Source organism: Rhodopseudomonas telluris (assembly GCF_042432815.1).
Lineage (GTDB): Bacteria > Pseudomonadota > Alphaproteobacteria > Rhizobiales > Xanthobacteraceae > Rhodopseudomonas > Rhodopseudomonas telluris.
In genome coordinates, this window is record NZ_JBHLWM010000001.1 from 548,120 (window position 1) to 562,445 (window position 14,326).

16 protein-coding genes are annotated in these 14,326 nt (G+C 68.6%); 14 read left to right on the forward strand and 2 right to left on the reverse strand.

Going from position 1 to position 14,326, the window contains the following annotated elements; all coding sequences use genetic code 11:
- Positions 1 to 65 precede the first annotated feature (65 nt).
- From ACFFJ6_RS02500 to ACFFJ6_RS02560, 13 genes are all read left to right on the forward strand, one after another.
- Positions 66 to 470 carry a thioredoxin domain-containing protein gene (locus tag ACFFJ6_RS02500; RefSeq protein WP_378384003.1) on the forward strand — a complete coding sequence of 135 codons (405 nt, stop codon included), beginning with the start codon at positions 66 to 68 and terminating at the stop codon, positions 468 to 470.
- A complete protein-coding gene (locus tag ACFFJ6_RS02505) occupies positions 467 to 1,333 on the forward strand; it encodes a hydrogenase expression/formation protein (protein ID WP_378384005.1) in 867 nt (288 codons plus the stop codon). Before ACFFJ6_RS02500 ends, ACFFJ6_RS02505 begins: the two co-directional genes overlap by 4 nt.
- Positions 1,330 to 1,542 (forward strand): rubredoxin, encoded by a 213-nt coding sequence (locus tag ACFFJ6_RS02510; RefSeq protein ID WP_378384007.1) that lies wholly within the window; start codon positions 1,330 to 1,332, stop codon positions 1,540 to 1,542. The genes ACFFJ6_RS02505 and ACFFJ6_RS02510 overlap by 4 nt, the downstream gene beginning before the upstream one ends.
- Positions 1,529 to 2,083 (forward strand): [NiFe]-hydrogenase assembly chaperone HybE, encoded by a 555-nt coding sequence (gene hybE, locus ACFFJ6_RS02515; RefSeq protein ID WP_378384009.1) that lies wholly within the window; start codon positions 1,529 to 1,531, stop codon positions 2,081 to 2,083. The genes ACFFJ6_RS02510 and hybE overlap by 14 nt, the downstream gene beginning before the upstream one ends.
- 38 nt (positions 2,084 to 2,121) lie before the next feature.
- Positions 2,122 to 3,267: a nickel-dependent hydrogenase large subunit gene (locus ACFFJ6_RS02520; protein WP_378384011.1), complete on the forward strand. Its 1,146-nt coding sequence runs from the start codon at positions 2,122 to 2,124 to the stop codon at positions 3,265 to 3,267.
- The gene (hypA, locus tag ACFFJ6_RS02525; protein ID WP_378384013.1) at positions 3,260 to 3,601 is read left to right on the forward strand and encodes a hydrogenase maturation nickel metallochaperone HypA; all 342 of its coding nucleotides are present in this window, start codon (positions 3,260 to 3,262) and stop codon (positions 3,599 to 3,601) included. The genes ACFFJ6_RS02520 and hypA overlap by 8 nt, the downstream gene beginning before the upstream one ends.
- A complete protein-coding gene (hypB, locus tag ACFFJ6_RS02530; protein WP_378384015.1) occupies positions 3,601 to 4,542 on the forward strand; it encodes a hydrogenase nickel incorporation protein HypB in 942 nt (313 codons plus the stop codon). The genes hypA and hypB overlap by 1 nt, the downstream gene beginning before the upstream one ends.
- Before the next feature lie 4 nt (positions 4,543 to 4,546).
- The gene (gene hypF / locus ACFFJ6_RS02535; RefSeq protein ID WP_378384017.1) at positions 4,547 to 6,814 is read left to right on the forward strand and encodes a carbamoyltransferase HypF; all 2,268 of its coding nucleotides are present in this window, start codon (positions 4,547 to 4,549) and stop codon (positions 6,812 to 6,814) included.
- Positions 6,814 to 7,047, forward strand: coding sequence for a HypC/HybG/HupF family hydrogenase formation chaperone (locus tag ACFFJ6_RS02540; protein WP_378384019.1), 234 nt, complete (start codon positions 6,814 to 6,816; stop codon positions 7,045 to 7,047). Before hypF ends, ACFFJ6_RS02540 begins: the two co-directional genes overlap by 1 nt.
- A complete protein-coding gene (hypD, locus tag ACFFJ6_RS02545) occupies positions 7,044 to 8,186 on the forward strand; it encodes a hydrogenase formation protein HypD (protein ID WP_378384021.1) in 1,143 nt (380 codons plus the stop codon). Before ACFFJ6_RS02540 ends, hypD begins: the two co-directional genes overlap by 4 nt.
- On the forward strand, positions 8,183 to 9,229 hold the full coding sequence (gene hypE, locus ACFFJ6_RS02550) for a hydrogenase expression/formation protein HypE (RefSeq protein WP_378384023.1): 1,047 nt from the start codon (positions 8,183 to 8,185) through the stop codon (positions 9,227 to 9,229). Before hypD ends, hypE begins: the two co-directional genes overlap by 4 nt.
- 19 nt (positions 9,230 to 9,248) lie before the next feature.
- Positions 9,249 to 10,697: a sigma-54-dependent transcriptional regulator gene (locus ACFFJ6_RS02555; RefSeq protein ID WP_378384025.1), complete on the forward strand. Its 1,449-nt coding sequence runs from the start codon at positions 9,249 to 9,251 to the stop codon at positions 10,695 to 10,697.
- A gap of 114 nt (positions 10,698 to 10,811) precedes the next feature.
- Positions 10,812 to 12,176 carry a sensor histidine kinase gene (locus ACFFJ6_RS02560; RefSeq protein WP_378384027.1) on the forward strand — a complete coding sequence of 455 codons (1,365 nt, stop codon included), beginning with the start codon at positions 10,812 to 10,814 and terminating at the stop codon, positions 12,174 to 12,176.
- Between the two features lie 254 nt (positions 12,177 to 12,430).
- Here the strand turns inward: ACFFJ6_RS02560 and ACFFJ6_RS02565 are convergent, their stop codons facing one another.
- Positions 12,431 to 13,288 (reverse strand): alpha/beta fold hydrolase, encoded by an 858-nt coding sequence (locus ACFFJ6_RS02565; RefSeq protein WP_378384029.1) that lies wholly within the window; start codon positions 13,286 to 13,288, stop codon positions 12,431 to 12,433.
- 216 nt (positions 13,289 to 13,504) lie between these two features.
- Here ACFFJ6_RS02565 and ACFFJ6_RS02570 point away from each other — a divergent pair, with 216 nt between their 5' ends.
- Positions 13,505 to 13,915 (forward strand): metalloregulator ArsR/SmtB family transcription factor, encoded by a 411-nt coding sequence (locus tag ACFFJ6_RS02570; protein ID WP_378384031.1) that lies wholly within the window; start codon positions 13,505 to 13,507, stop codon positions 13,913 to 13,915.
- Between the two features lie 12 nt (positions 13,916 to 13,927).
- Here ACFFJ6_RS02570 and ACFFJ6_RS02575 read toward each other — a convergent pair whose 3' ends face one another.
- Positions 13,928 to 14,320, reverse strand: coding sequence for an ArsC/Spx/MgsR family protein (locus tag ACFFJ6_RS02575; protein ID WP_378384033.1), 393 nt, complete (start codon positions 14,318 to 14,320; stop codon positions 13,928 to 13,930).
- Between the last annotated feature and the right edge of the window lie 6 nt (positions 14,321 to 14,326).

Here is a 14,326-nt window from a genome sequence, read left to right on the forward strand (position 1 = left end):
GGCACGTGGCTTGCTCACTACGAGTCACTTGCGACAACAAACAAACGCCGGGCCTGGGAGGAAACATGAGCGCTCCGCTCACGCGCGCCGCTGCGCGCCCTATCGTGCTGCCGATCGTCGACGAGGCCAATGTCGACGACTTCATCGCCGCCGCGCCTGACCAGATCAGCGTGTTGCTGTTTCGCGGCGATCCGGTGCGCTTTCCCGATGGCGACGACATCGCCGTGGTGCTGCCGCAACTCATCGCCGCATTTTCGGGCCGGCTGGTCGGCGCCGAAATCGCCGCCGATGTCGAGCCGGCGCTGATGCCTCGGTTCGGCGTCAAGGTCTGTCCGGCGATCGCACTGGCGCGGCCGGGCCGCAGCCTCGGCGCCATTTCCAAGATCCAGGACTGGTCGGTCTATCTCGCCCGCATCAACGTGCTGCTGGCCGCCGACGCGCGTGTCCTCGAGCAGGAGCAGCCGGCATGAGAGTGGGCTACACCAGCGTCGTCGGGAGCGACGACATCGAAATGCACGTGCTGCCGTTTGGCCATGACGAGGCGGGTCGGCGCGGCCTCACCGGCGCCGGCACCATCGCGGCGCTCGCGACCCGCAGCGGCGACGAGCTGACGCAGCGCTGTCCGCGGCTGGCCGAGCTGCTGCCCGGCTTGCGCGCCGCGCTCGCCGTGCAGCGCGCCGAGCAGCCGCCGACGCGGGTGCGGCTCGATCAGCTCGATGCCGACGAGCGCGGCCTGCTCGCCGATATTCTCGGCGAGGGCGAAGTCTCCGGCATCGTCGCGCTGCCGGACCGCCGCGTCGCGCAGATCCAGGAATCGGTGTTCGCCGGGCTGTGGCGGGTGCGGATCGAAGGCGAGGGCGGCGCGCCGGCGCTGGACTATCTGGAGATCGGCGCGATCCCGGAAATCGCCGCGCGCGCGGCGCAGGATTTTCCCGCGGCCGATATCACTATCGGCGAGCCGCCCGAGGGCGCGATGAACGTGATGCCGGTGCTGGCCGAGATCCGCGAGCGGATGGCCGCGCACCGCGCCGGCGCCGCGTCGCACGTCATCAACTTCACGCTGCTGCCGATGAACCCCGCCGACATGGCGCATCTCACCGCGACGCTCGGCAACGGCCCGATCCAGCTGTATTCGCGCGGCTACGGCAGCTGCCGGGTGCTGGCGACCGGCGCGCGTCACGTCTGGTCGGTGCAATATCTCAACGCCATGGACACGCCGATCCTCGACACCATCGAGGTCGGGGACGCGCCCACCGCGGTGCGCGCCGCCGACGAGGATTTTCAGGATTCGGCCGAACGGCTCGGCGAGATCATCGAGGCGTATTTCGCATGAGCGGCTTCGAGAACTTCGGTCGCCTCGACGCCGATCCGCTGGCGCGGATGGAATGCGGCGTGTGCTGGACCGTGTACGACCCGGCCGAGGGCGACGCGCTCGGCCGCGCCGAGCCGGGCACGCCGTTCGTCGCGCTGCCGGAGGACTGGCGCTGCCCGACTTGCGACGCCGCACCTCACCAGTTCATGAAGGTGGATGATGCACACTGACGCCGGCCGCGATCGCGACGACGAGGCCCGCGCGCTCGGCGAGGCGGTCGCCGCGATCTATCGCCGGGCCGACGCCGCGATGCGCGACCTGCCGATCTACAATTCCGCGCTCAGCGTCGCCGCGCTCGGCTTCCGCGAGGTGGATGGCGTCGTGCTCGGCATCGTGGTGACGCCGTGGTTCATGAACCTGGTGCGCGTCCCGCCGCCCGGCGAGGCGGCGTTGCCGCCCGGCACAGGGGTGCCGCGCGCGCTGCCGGTCGGCGTGCTGGATTTCACCGTCGCGATGCTCGACGGTGTTGGTACGATCGAGAGCTGCTCGCTGGTGTCGCCGATGTACGATTTCGTCGATCAGCAGCAGGCGGAGGCCACCGCGCTGGCGGCGCTCGCCGTAGTCCTCGCGCCGCCGGAGAACACAGTGAGTTCAGCGGCGGGTCAGCAGACTGCGGACTCCACCGGATCGACTTCGCCAGACACGGCCGCGCCGCCGTCGCTGGACCGCCGCCGCTTCCTGCGCGGCGCGCTGGCGGAGCGGCGACCATGAACGCGGTGTCGCGCGACGATCGGATCGCCGTCGGCGTCGTGCTGGCGCACGGCCGCGTCGGCCGGGTCGATATCAGCGCGCGCCGTCCCCTCGGCATCGGCCGGCTGGCGCAGGGGCGCTCCGGCGACGACGTCATCGCATTGGTTCCGCGGCTGTTCGCGCTGTGCGCGTCCGCGCAAGGTGCCGCGGCCACGCTGGCGCTCGCCGCAGCCCGTGGCGAGACTCTGCCGCCGGATGTGCTGGCCGCGCACGCCAGCGCCGTGTTCACCGAGCGGCTGATCGAACTGCTCCGCGGCACGATCACTTCACTTGCCGGCGAGGTATTCCCCACCTTCGCGCCGCAGCTCCGCGAACTGATCAATGCCGCTCGCCGCTGCGATGATCGAGGTCTGCTCGAAGCCAACGCCATCGACATGCTCGCGCGCGGCCTCGACGTCCTCGGCCTCCCCGAACACAGCCTCGACGATGCCCCCAGCTACAGCAGCTGGCTCACTTCCGCTTCCCCCCTGGCAACGCTGCACCGCGCCTGCGCTCCCTCTCCCCGGGCGCGGGGAGAGGGCCGGGGTGAGGGGGCCTGTTCGCAAGGTCGGGCGCTAGCGTGTAGTACACCGGCCGATTCGGACTTCGGCGCAGTCGCCATCGATCCCCTGACCGCGGCCGATGACGCCTCCATCGGTCACGCGCTGCTGCGGCATGGTGCGTCCTTCGCCGCGCGTCCCGATCTGTCCGGCCGCGTGCCGGAAACCGGATCGCTGGCGCGGCTCGCTGATCATCCGTTGATCCGATCCGCCGGCACCGGCCTTGCCGGCCGTTTGCTCGCTCGGCTGATCGAAGCCCGTGCAACGCCGCAGCGGCTCGCCACACTCCGCCGCGGCGAGACCGACGTCGCTGACGTCCTGCAAGCCACGCGCCTCGGCGACGGCGTCGGCCTCGGAGCCGTCGAATGCGCCCGCGGCCGGCTGCATCACCTGATCGCGCTCGATTCCACCGGCTGCATCGCCCGCTACGAGATCCTCGCTCCCACCGAATGGAATTTCCATCCGCAGGGGCCGCTCGCCCGGGCGCTGATCGGCGCGCCGCTCGGCGCCCGCGAAGCTGATCGTCACCGCGTCGCTCGGCTGGTCGCGGCGTTCGATCCCTGCGTCGGCTTCGACGTGCAACTCCGCGAGGCCGCCGATGCATGAGATGGCGCTGTGCGAAAGCTTGATCGAGATCATCGAGCGCGAAGCCAAGGCGCAGACATTCAGCCGGGTGCGTGCGGTGTGGGTCGAGATCGGCGCGCTGAGCCATGTCGAGCCGGAGGCGATGCGGTTCTGCTTTGCCGCCGTGTCGCACGGCGGCATTGCCGCCGACGCGCGGTTCGAAGTGATCGGCGTGCCGGGCGAAGCGTGGTGCATGGATTGCGGCAAGACGGTGCCGCTGGCGCAGCGCGGCGATCCCTGCCCGGAATGCGGCGGCTATCAATTGCAGATCACCGCGGGCGATTGCCTGCGGATCAAGGAGCTGGAGGTCGACTGATGTGCACGGTTTGCGGATGCGGCGACGGCAGCGTGGATCCCGGCCAGGGCCATGCGCATGGTCACCACCATCACCACGATCATGATCATCCGCACGATCATGATCATGCGCATGCCCACGCGCATGACGGCCATCATCACCATCATCACGGCGACCATGATCATTCCCACGATCACGCCCACGATCATTCCCACGCGCCGGCCACGGGCAGCATCGATTTCGGCGGCGGGCTCGCCGGCGTGCATGTGCCCGGCCTGAGCCAGGCCCGCGTCGTGCAGATCGAGCGCGACATTCTCGCCACCAATGACAGCCACGCAGCCGACAACCGCGCGCGCTTCGCCGCCGCGGGCAGTTTCGTACTCAACCTCGTCTCTAGCCCCGGCTCGGGCAAGACCTCGCTGCTGGTGAAGACGATCACGGACCTGAAGGATCAGCATCCGATCGCCGTGATCGAAGGCGATCAGCAAACCGCCAACGACGCCGAGCGGATCCGCGCCACCGGCGCGCCGGCGATCCAGGTCAACACCGGCAAGGGCTGCCATCTCGACGCCCACATGGTCGGCCACGCGCTCGACCGCTTGCCGGCGCAGACCGGCGGGTTTTTGTTCATCGAGAATGTCGGCAATCTGGTCTGTCCCGCCGGCTTCGATCTCGGCGAGGCCCACAAGGTAGTGGTGCTGTCGATCACCGAGGGCGAGGACAAGCCGCTGAAATATCCGCATATGTTCGCGGCGGCCGATCTGTTGCTGCTGAACAAGATCGACCTGCTGCCGCATCTCGATTTCGATCTCGCCGCCACCATCGAATACGCCCGCCGCGTCAATCCGAAGATCGAGGTGCTCACCGTGTCGGCGAAGACCGGCGAGGGCATGCCGGCGTTCTACGCCTGGATCGCCAAGCGGGCCGCGGCCGCGCGCGCCGCGACGCAGGCCGCGGAGTAACCGGATGGCGCTCGCCCGCGTTCCGCTCGCTGCCAGCCCCGGTCCCGCGCCGGGCGCGCTGCGCGTGCGGGTGCGCGGCGCGGTACAGGGCGTCGGCTTCCGGCCGTTCGTCTACGCGCTGGCGCAGCGCTATTCGCTCGGCGGCTTCGTCGCCAATGACGCCGAGGGCGTGCTGATCGAAGTGGAGGGCGCAGCGCTCGACGATTTCGTCGGCGCGCTGCGTCACGAGGCGCCGCCGCTGGCGCGGGTGGACTCGATCGAGACCGAAGCGCTGCGCCCACGCGGCGAGATCCGCTTTGACATCGCCGCCAGCCGCGGCGGTGCGATCAGCACCCGGATCGGCGGCGATGCGGCGACCTGCGAGGCCTGCCTCGATGATCTGTTCGATCCGGCCAGCCGTTTCCACCTCTACCCGTTCGTCAACTGCACCCATTGCGGCCCGCGCTACACGCTGACGCATCGGCTGCCGTATGATCGTGCGAACACTTCGATGGCCGGCTTCGCGCTGTGCGCGGATTGCGACCGCGACTATCGCGATCCGTCGAGCCGCCGCTTCCATGCCGAGCCGATCGCCTGTCCGCGCTGCGGGCCGCGGCTCAGCCATTCGGTCGCGGAGATCGTCGCGCGGCTGCGCGCCGGCGGCATCGTCGCGCTGAAGAGCCTTGGCGGCTATCACCTGCTGTGCGACGCGACCAGCGAGCGCGCCGTCGCCGAGTTGCGCCGCCGCAAGGGCCGCGATGCCAAACCGTTCGCCGTGATGGTCGCCTCCGAGGCGTCGCTGGATCGCATCGCCATCGCTGGCGAAGCCGAGCGCGCGTTGCTGACTTCGGTCGAGCGGCCGATCGTGCTGCTGCGGCATCGCGGCGCGCTGGCGCCGTCGATCGCGCCGAACCTCGCCGCGCTCGGCGTGATGCTGCCCTACACGCCACTGCATCATCTGATCTTTCATGCGGCGGCCGGTGCGCCCGCGGGACGCGACTGGCACCAATCGCCGGTCGACCTCGTGCTGGTCGCGACCAGCGCCAATTTCGGCGGCGATCCGATCGTGATCGACGATGCGGAGCGCCGGCTCGCCGGCATCGCCGACCTGATCGTCAGCCACGACCGCGCCATCGTGGTCCGCGCCGACGACAGCGTCACCACGATCATCGACGGCGCGCTGTCCTTTGTCCGCCGGGCGCGCGGCTACACGCCGCGCCCGATCGTGCTGCCGCGCGAAATGCCGTCGGTGCTCGCCGTCGGCGGATATCTGAAGAATACGATCACGCTGACGCGCGGCCGCGAGGCGTTCGTGTCGCAGCACATCGGCGATCTGTCGACCGCCGACACGGTGCGCTACTTCGAACAGACCGTCGATCACCTGATGCGCCTGGTCGGCACCGCGCCGGTTGCGGTGGCGCACGATCTGCACGCCGACTTCGCCTCGACGCGTTTTGCCGAGAATCTGGGCCTGCCGTTGATCGCCGTGCAGCATCATCACGCCCATGTCGCCGCGATTGCTGCCGAACATGGCATCGACACGCCGCTGCTCGGCCTCGTGCTCGACGGCCACGGCCAGGGCAGCGACGGCGGCGCCTGGGGCGGTGAGTTACTGCGCGTCGATGGCGCACGGTTCACGCGGCTCGGGCATCTGGCGCCGCTGGCGCTCCCCGGCGGCGATGCGGCAGCACGCGAGCCGTGGCGGATGGCGGCGGCGGCGCTGCATGCACTGGGACGCGATAAGGAGATTGCTGCGCGCTTCGCCGATCAGCCGCGTGCGGCGGCGCTGGCGGCGATGCTGGCCAATCACGGCTGCGCCACGACCACCAGTGCCGGCCGGCTGTTCGATGCCGCCGCCGGGCTGCTCGGGGTCTGCGCGGAGCAAAGTTACGAAGGCCAGGCGGCCGTGCAGCTCGAGGCGCTGGTGCACAGCCCGCGCGTGCGGAGCGGCGGCTGGGAGATCGACGCCGGCACGCTCGATCTCTCGCCGCTGCTCGCCCATCTTGCCGATCTCTCCGATCCACGCGCTGGCGCCGAACTGTTTCACGGCACGCTGGCCGCTGCGCTCGCCGACTGGGCCGCGCGGGCGGCGGAGCAGACCGGGCTCACCAGCATCGCGCTCGGCGGCGGCTGTTTCCTCAATCGCGTGCTGAGCGAGGATCTGGCGACGCGCCTGCGCGCACGCGGGCTGACGCCACTGCTGGCGCGGCAGCTGCCACCGAACGACGGCGGTCTCAGCCTCGGTCAGGCCTGTATCGCCGGACAACTCATCGCCGAACAGGAGCCGCGCTGATGTGCCTCGCCATTCCGGCCGAAGTGATCGAACTGCTACCCGAGCAGATGGCGCGGGTGTCGCTGGACGGCGTCAGCAAGGTGATCTCGGTGGCGCTGGTGGAAGGCGTCGCGGTCGGCGACTACGTCGTCGTCCATGTCGGCTTCGCGCTGACGCGGATCGATCCGGAGGAGGCGAGGCAGACGCTGGCGCTGCTCGCCGAGATGGGCCAGCCCGCGGAGGTCGCGCGATGAAATATGTCGATGAATATCGCGACGGCCAGCTCGCCCGGCAGATCGCCGCGGCGATCGCGCACGCGGCCGATCCGGCGCGGACCTATCACTTCATGGAATTCTGCGGCGGCCATACCCACGCGATCTCGCGCTACGGCCTCGAGGACCTGCTCCCGGTCAACGTCCGCATGGTGCACGGCCCGGGCTGCCCGGTCTGCGTGCTGCCGGTCGGCCGCATCGACATGGCGATCGCGCTGGCGCAGCGGCCCGAGGTGACGCTATGTACTTACGGCGACTTGATGCGCGTGCCGGGCTCGCACGGCGCCTCGCTGCTGCGCGCCAAGGCGGCCGGTGCCGACATTCGCATGGTGTATTCGACGCTGGATGCGATCACGATCGCGCAGGCCGAACCGGATCGCGAAGTCGTGTTTTTCGCGATCGGCTTCGAGACCACCACGCCGCCGACCGCGCTGGCGATCAAGCTGGCGGCGGCGAAGCGGCTCGCCAATTTCAGCGTGTTCTGCAACCACGTGCTGACGCCGCCGGCGATCCGCGGCATTCTCGAACATCCCGATCTCGACGGTCAGCCCGGCCCGCGGCTCGATGGTTTCGTCGGCCCGGCGCATGTCAGCGCGGTGATCGGTTCGGATGCGTTCGCGCCGTTCGCGCGGGAGTTCGCCAAGCCGGTGGTGGTCGCCGGCTTCGAGCCGCTCGACGTGATGCAATCGATCCTGATGCTGGTGCGGCAGGTCAATGACGGTCGCGCCGAGGTCGAGAACCAGTACATCCGCGCGGTGACACCGGCCGGCAATGTGATCGCGCAGGCCGAGGTCGATGCGATCTTCGAGCTGCGCGACGCGTTCGAATGGCGCGGCTTCGGCCGGGTGCCGGCGAGCGGCCTGAAGTTGCGCGAAAGCTACGCGGCGTTCGACGCCGAGCGCCGCTTCGCGATGGCGGAGATTTCCGCCGCCGACAATCCGGCATGCGAGTGCGGCAGCATCCTGCGCGGCATCAAGCGGCCGACCGACTGCAAGCTGTTCGGCACGCTGTGCACGCCGGAGACGCCGATGGGCTCCTGCATGGTGTCGTCGGAAGGCGCCTGCGCGGCGCATTGGACCTACGGTCGCTTCCGCGACCATGCGCGGAGGACGGCGGCATGAGCGACCGGACCCGGCGGCGCAAACTCGATCTGAAAAACGGCCGCGTCGATCTCTCGCACGGCGCCGGCGGTCGTGCGATGGCGCATCTGATCGGCGAGATTTTTCACGCCGCGTTCGACAACGATCTGCTGCGCGCCGGCAACGATCAGGCGGCGTTCTTAGTTGATGGCGGCCGGATGGTGATGACCACCGACGGCTACGTGGTGTCGCCGCTGTTCTTCCCCGGCGGCGACATCGGCTCGCTCGCGGTGCACGGCACCATCAACGACGTCGCGATGGCCGGTGCGCAGCCGCTGTATCTCTCGGCGGGCTTCATCATCGAGGAGGGCTTCGCCTTCGCCGACCTCAAGCGCATCGCCGACAGCATGGCGGCGGCGTCGCGCGCCGCCGGCGTGCCGATCGTCACCGGTGATACCAAGGTGGTCGAGCGCGGCAAGGCCGACGGCGTGTTCATTACGACGACCGGAGTCGGCATCGCGCCGCGCGATCTGGTGCTGTCGTCGGAACTGGCGCGGCCCGGCGACAAGGTGCTGCTGTCGGGCTTCATCGGCGACCACGGCGTCGCGGTGATGTCGCAGCGGCAGAACCTCGCCTTCGAAACCTCGATCGTGTCCGACAGCGCCGCGTTGCACGGCCTAGTCGCCGCGATGGTCGCGGCCGCGCCGCAAAGCTTGCGGGTGATGCGCGATCCGACCCGCGGCGGCCTCGCCGCGACGCTGAACGAACTGGCGCAGCAATCGTCGGTCGGTTTCCGGCTCGACGAGGATTCCGTGCCGGTCCGGCCGGAGGTGGCGGCGGCGTGCGAACTGCTCGGCCTCGATCCGCTCTACGTCGCCAATGAAGGCAAGCTGGTGGCGATCGTCGCGCCCGACGCCGCCGAGACGGTGCTGGCCGCGATGCGGGCGCATCCGCTCGGCCGCGACGCGGCGCTGATCGGCGAGGTGACCGACGACGATCATCACTTCGTGCAGATGAGGACGTCGTTCGGCGGCGGCCGCATCGTCGACTGGCTGGCCGGCGAGCAATTGCCGCGGATTTGTTGAGCGTGATGGGACGGCGGAGATGAGCGGACAGGCGACGGTGCTGGTGGTCGACGACGAGATCCGCTCGCTGGAATCGCTGAAGCGCGTGCTCAGCGACGAGTTCGAAGTGATCTGCGCGCGCGATGCCGGCGAGGCGCGGCGCGTACTGGAAAGCGAGATCGTCCACGCCATCCTGTGTGACCAGCGCATGCAATACGAGACCGGCGTCGATTTCCTCAAGCACGTCCGCGAGACCTGGCCCGATCCTGTGCGGATGATCATCTCGGGCTATTCGGATAGCGAAGACATCATCGCCGGCATCAACGAGGCCGGGATCTATCAGTACATCGCCAAGCCCTGGCATCCGGACAAGCTGCTCGACACCGTGCGCGGCGCGGTCGAGCTGTTCCGGCTGCAGAAGGAAACCGAGACCGTCGGCGTCGACGTCAAGCTGACGCCGGAGCGGGTGCAGCGCGTCGTCACCGAGAAGCGCGGCGTCGCCCGCAAGCTGTATGATTTCGACCGCATCGTCCACGCGTCCGACAGTCCGCTGGCCGACGTTATCGAGCTCGGCAAGCGCGCCGCCGAGTTCGACATCTCGGTGCTGATCACCGGCGAGAGCGGCACCGGCAAGGAACTGCTGGCCCGCGCGATCCATTACGGCTCGGCGCGCAGCGGCAAGGCGTTCGTGGTGGAGAATTGCGGCGCGCTGCCCGACGAGCTTCTGGAAAGCGAATTGTTCGGCTGTAAGAAGGGCGCGTTCACCGGCGCCTATCAGGATCGCATCGGGCTGTTCGAGGTCGCCGACGGCGGCACGATCTTCCTCGACGAGATCGGCGAGACCTCGCCGGCGTTCCAGGTCAAGCTGCTGCGCGTGCTGCAGGAGAGCGAGATCCGCCCGCTCGGCGCGCAGCGGGTGCGCAAGGTCGACGTCCGCGTCGTCGCCGCCACCAACCGCGATCTCGAAGCCGAGGTGCGCGCCGGGCGTTTCCGCCGCGATCTGTTCTATCGGCTGGCTGCTTTCCCGCTGCACATGCCGGCGCTGCGCGAGCGGCCGATGGACGTGCCGCTGATCGCCGCGAAGGTGCTGGCCGACGTCACCAGATCCTACGGCCGCGCCGTGCAGGGCTTCGCGCCGGGCGCGCTCGAGCGAATGCGGTGCTACGACTGGCCCGGCAACGTCCGCGAGTTGCAGAACGAGATCCAGCGCATGGTGGTGCTGACAAATGACGGCTGGCTGCAGGAGGCCGATCTGTCGGCGCGCATCCGCCAGGGCGGCGAGCCGATCCAGCTCAAACCATCGCATCAACTCGGCCACACGCTGAAGACCAATATCGAGGCGCTGGAGCGGCACATGATCGTCGAGGCGCTGGATCGCCACGGCGGCAATATCAGCCGCGTCGCCGGCGAACTCGGCCTGTCGCGCGTCGGCCTGCGCAACAAGCTCGGCCGCTACGATCTGCGCAAGGGCCTCGCCGATGAGGTCTGATCCATTATCCGCCGTCATGCCCGCGCTCGTCGCGGGCATCCACGCCTTCAAGGCCGTCCACGTTCAAAGGCGTGGATGGCCGGGACAAGCCCGGCCATGACGGGTGGTGGGGAGATGGCAGCGCCTGAACGATCGACCGCCGCTGCGAAGACTGGCCTGATCGACCGCGTCGGCCCACATCTGCCGTCGCCGTTCGAGGGCGATCAGGAGGCGGCGTGGATCGAAGTGATCCGCAAGATGGACGAGGTCTATGCCGACCTCTTGCGCTACGAGACCGATCTCGAGGAGAAGAACACCGCGCTGGAAGAGGCGCAGGCCTTCATCTCCAGCGTCATCGAATCCGTCTCCGACATCCTGATCGTGTGCGACCGCAACGGCGTCGTACTCCAGGTCAATCCCGCCGCGGTGCGGCTGCTCGGCAGCCCGGCCGATGCGCTGCTGGCGCGCTCGCTCGGCGAACTGGTCGATCCCGCCGATCGTGCGCATATCGACGCGTTGCTGCGTGCGCCGTCGGCGGCGGAGACCGTCGCGCTGGAAATTCGCTTCGTCACCGCGACCGGCCTGTCCGATCTTTACGCCATCAACGGCGCTACCCGCAGCGATCCCGCCGGCGCCCGCGTCGGCACGGTGCTCACCGGCCGGCCGATCGGCGAACTGCGCCGCGCCTACGAGGCGCTGCACACCGCGCACAGCGAGTTGCAGCGCGCCCAGCGCCAGCTCGTCGAGCAGGAGAAGATGGCGAGCCTCGGCCGTCTGGTCGCCGGCGTCGCCCACGAACTCAACAATCCGATCAGCTTCATCTACGGCAACATCCACACGCTGGAGCGCTATCGTGAGCGGATGTCAGCGTATCTGACCGCGATCCATCACGGCGCCGATCCGGCCGAGGTCGATCGGCTGCGCCGCGAGCTGAAGATCGACGCGCTGCTGGCGGACTACGCGTCGTTGATCGAGGGTACGCTGGAGGGCGCGATGCGGGTCTCCGACGTGGTCAAGAATCTGCGGCGCCTCAGCTTCCCGAAGAGCGGCGAAACGCTGCGGGTCGACGTCGACCGCGTGGTGCGCACCGCCGCACGCTGGGCGGCGCGCGCCAAGCCGGGCCATGTCGCGCTCGATTTCGACATCGCGCCGGACGTCGCGGTGATCGGCAACGAGGGCCAGTTTCATCAGATCATCGTCAACCTCGTCGACAACGCGCTCGACGCCGTGCGCGGCCAGACCGAACCGCGGATCGAGATTGCGGCGAAGCGGCACGGCGGCGACGTGGTGATCACCGTCGCCGACAACGGCGCGGGCTTCGCCGACGGGCTGATCGACAAGATCTTCGAGCCGTTCTTCACCACCAAACCGGTCGGCGAGGGGACGGGTTTGGGCCTGTGGATCAGCTACGGCATCGCCCGCGAACACGGCGGCACGCTGGCCGCAAGTAACAGGCCCGGCGGCGGCGCCGTCTTCACGCTGACGCTGGCGGCGGCGTGAGTCGTTGTGAATATGTCGAGCGGCCATGCCGCCTCATGGTTCGAGACGGCGCTGCGCGCCTCCTCACCATGAGGAGCTGAGGCCGTGGTTTCCTTCGTATCTGCTACCTCTGCTACTACCGCCACCCCCACGACCTCATCCTGAGGAGCCCGGCGAAGCTCGGAGAGCGCAGCCGGGCGTCTCGAAGGATGGGCCGCGAATCCTGACGACTCCGCTCCGGATCAGGGCGCCGAGGTTGGCAGAGACGGCGACGCTCACCCCAGCAGAAACTCCCTGATCAGCCGCAACACCTCGTCCGGGCGGTCGTGCTGCAGCCAGTGGCCGGCGTCGGCGATCGTTTCGGCGCGGGCCTGCGGGAAGTAGTCGGTGATTCCCGCCGCGGCGGCGTCGCGCAGGAAGCTGTCGCCGGCGAACAGCAGCAGGGTCGGGCAGATGATCCGGCGCCACAGTTCGACGTGGTCGTCGGCCCACAGCCGGTGCGGCGCCATCACCCGCTGATACGGGTCGAACTTCCAGCCGTAGCTGCCGTCGGCGTTGAGCCTGGTGCCGTGGCTGGCGAGGTGCAGCGCCAGCTCCGGAGACAGCCGCAGGTTGCGGATCTGCATCTGGGCCGCCGCGTCGGCGAGGTCGCGATAGCGTCGCGGCGCGCGCTCTTCCAGCGCCTCGAGCTGGCCGATCCATTTCAGTGTCCGCTCGTGCACAGGCGGCTTGGTGGCTGTTGGCAATACTGTAATACCGTCCAACACGATCAGCTTGCCGACCTGTTCGGGAAAGGTGCCCGTATAGATGAGGCTCACCATGCCGCCCATCGAATGCCCGATCACCGTGATCGGGCCGCGTCCTTGCAGCACTGGTATTCTGGTGAGGTCGTAGACGTATTCGGGCAGGCTGTAGCTGCCGCCGCGCGCCCAGTCGGAATCGCCGTGGCCGCGCAGATCCGGTGCGATGACGTGGAAATCCGCGCGCAGTGCCCGCGCCAAATGGTCCCAGCTCCGCGCGTGATCGAGACCGCCGTGAACCAGGAGTAGTGGTGGCGCGGTGTCGTTGCCCCAGTCGAGATAGTGCAGGCGTAGGCCATGCGAACGATAGAATCGGCTTTCCGGATTTTGCATAAGGTCTCGGGCTGGACGATCAAATGATGAGGCGTAACGCGGGCTGGCGCGTCATATCGCTGGTGATGCCGCAACAACAGGCTTGCCCAGTTGAAAATGTGTTGCAACACTAGATTGCATCTTCGATGGTCCTGCCAGCACTGTTGATTCAAATTGATCGCAGGCTCGGCTCTCCCGAACGGGAGCGGCCGGCACAAGTCTGCAAGGGGCTCTTCCATGCCTGTGACTAAGAGAGTTCGGAAGCCGTCCGGCGGCGCGACCCCGCGCGTCGATACCAGTGAACTCCGGGAGAATGTGCAGGTCGCCAGCGAATTCCTGAAGACGTTATCGAACGCGTCGCGGCTGCTGATGCTGTGCCAGCTGGCCGAGGGTGAGAAGTCGGTGTCCGAACTTGCGGAGCTGCTCGACGAGCGCCAGCCGACGGTGTCGCAACAATTAGCGCGGCTGCGGAGCGAGCGGCTGGTCGAGACGCGCCGCGAGGGCCAGCAGGTGTTCTATTCGCTGGCGAGCGACGAGGTCCGTAGCCTCATCCTGGCGCTGCATGCCATCTTCTGCAAGCCGGCCGGCAAGATCGCAGTGTTGCGGCCCCGTGCGGCGGCGGCCAAGAGCGCGGGAGTTCGCCGCTAGAAGTTGGTGCGATCACTCCATCGCACAGCCGTCGAACACCGGCGCGCCGCCTTGGCGCAGGCCGAGCCAGGCGTCGATCGCGGCCTGATCGAAGCCGGCCTCACGGCGGTCGCCGGACTGGATCAGCGGGCGGCGGATCAGGATCGGCTCGGCGATCATCAGCGCGAGCGCGGCGTCTTCACTCAGCGCGGCGAGATCGAACGCGCCGGCCTTGATCTTCGGCGCCGAAGCGTTGAACCATTCGGGCACCGGCTTGTCGCCGAAGAACGGCCGCAGCGCCGCCGCGGTCCATGGCTCGGCCAGCAGGTTGCGCACATCCAGTTCGTGGCCGGACGCGATCAGCAGCGCCTTCTGCCGCGCATTGCCGACGCAGCCGGGCTTCTCGTAGAACATCACGTGCGCCATGGTCGC

What these genes read in the sequence shown, in the direction of transcription:
- ACFFJ6_RS02500 (WP_378384003.1), top strand. Translation starts at nt 66, where the DNA reads ATGAGCGCTCCGCTCACGCGCGCCGCTGCGCGCCCTATCGTGCTGCCG.
- ACFFJ6_RS02505 (WP_378384005.1), top strand. Translation starts at nt 467, where the DNA reads ATGAGAGTGGGCTACACCAGCGTCGTCGGGAGCGACGACATCGAAATG.
- ACFFJ6_RS02510 (WP_378384007.1), top strand. Translation starts at nt 1,330, where the DNA reads ATGAGCGGCTTCGAGAACTTCGGTCGCCTCGACGCCGATCCGCTGGCG.
- hybE (WP_378384009.1), top strand. Translation starts at nt 1,529, where the DNA reads ATGATGCACACTGACGCCGGCCGCGATCGCGACGACGAGGCCCGCGCG.
- hypA (WP_378384013.1), top strand. Translation starts at nt 3,260, where the DNA reads ATGCATGAGATGGCGCTGTGCGAAAGCTTGATCGAGATCATCGAGCGC.
- hypB (WP_378384015.1), top strand. Translation starts at nt 3,601, where the DNA reads ATGTGCACGGTTTGCGGATGCGGCGACGGCAGCGTGGATCCCGGCCAG.
- hypF (WP_378384017.1), top strand. Translation starts at nt 4,547, where the DNA reads ATGGCGCTCGCCCGCGTTCCGCTCGCTGCCAGCCCCGGTCCCGCGCCG.
- ACFFJ6_RS02540 (WP_378384019.1), top strand. Translation starts at nt 6,814, where the DNA reads ATGTGCCTCGCCATTCCGGCCGAAGTGATCGAACTGCTACCCGAGCAG.
- hypD (WP_378384021.1), top strand. Translation starts at nt 7,044, where the DNA reads ATGAAATATGTCGATGAATATCGCGACGGCCAGCTCGCCCGGCAGATC.
- hypE (WP_378384023.1), top strand. Translation starts at nt 8,183, where the DNA reads ATGAGCGACCGGACCCGGCGGCGCAAACTCGATCTGAAAAACGGCCGC.
- ACFFJ6_RS02555 (WP_378384025.1), top strand. Translation starts at nt 9,249, where the DNA reads ATGAGCGGACAGGCGACGGTGCTGGTGGTCGACGACGAGATCCGCTCG.
- ACFFJ6_RS02560 (WP_378384027.1), top strand. Translation starts at nt 10,812, where the DNA reads ATGGCAGCGCCTGAACGATCGACCGCCGCTGCGAAGACTGGCCTGATC.
- ACFFJ6_RS02565 (WP_378384029.1), bottom strand. Translation starts at nt 13,288, where the DNA reads ATGCAAAATCCGGAAAGCCGATTCTATCGTTCGCATGGCCTACGCCTG.
- ACFFJ6_RS02570 (WP_378384031.1), top strand. Translation starts at nt 13,505, where the DNA reads ATGCCTGTGACTAAGAGAGTTCGGAAGCCGTCCGGCGGCGCGACCCCG.
- ACFFJ6_RS02575 (WP_378384033.1), bottom strand. Translation starts at nt 14,320, where the DNA reads ATGGCGCACGTGATGTTCTACGAGAAGCCCGGCTGCGTCGGCAATGCG.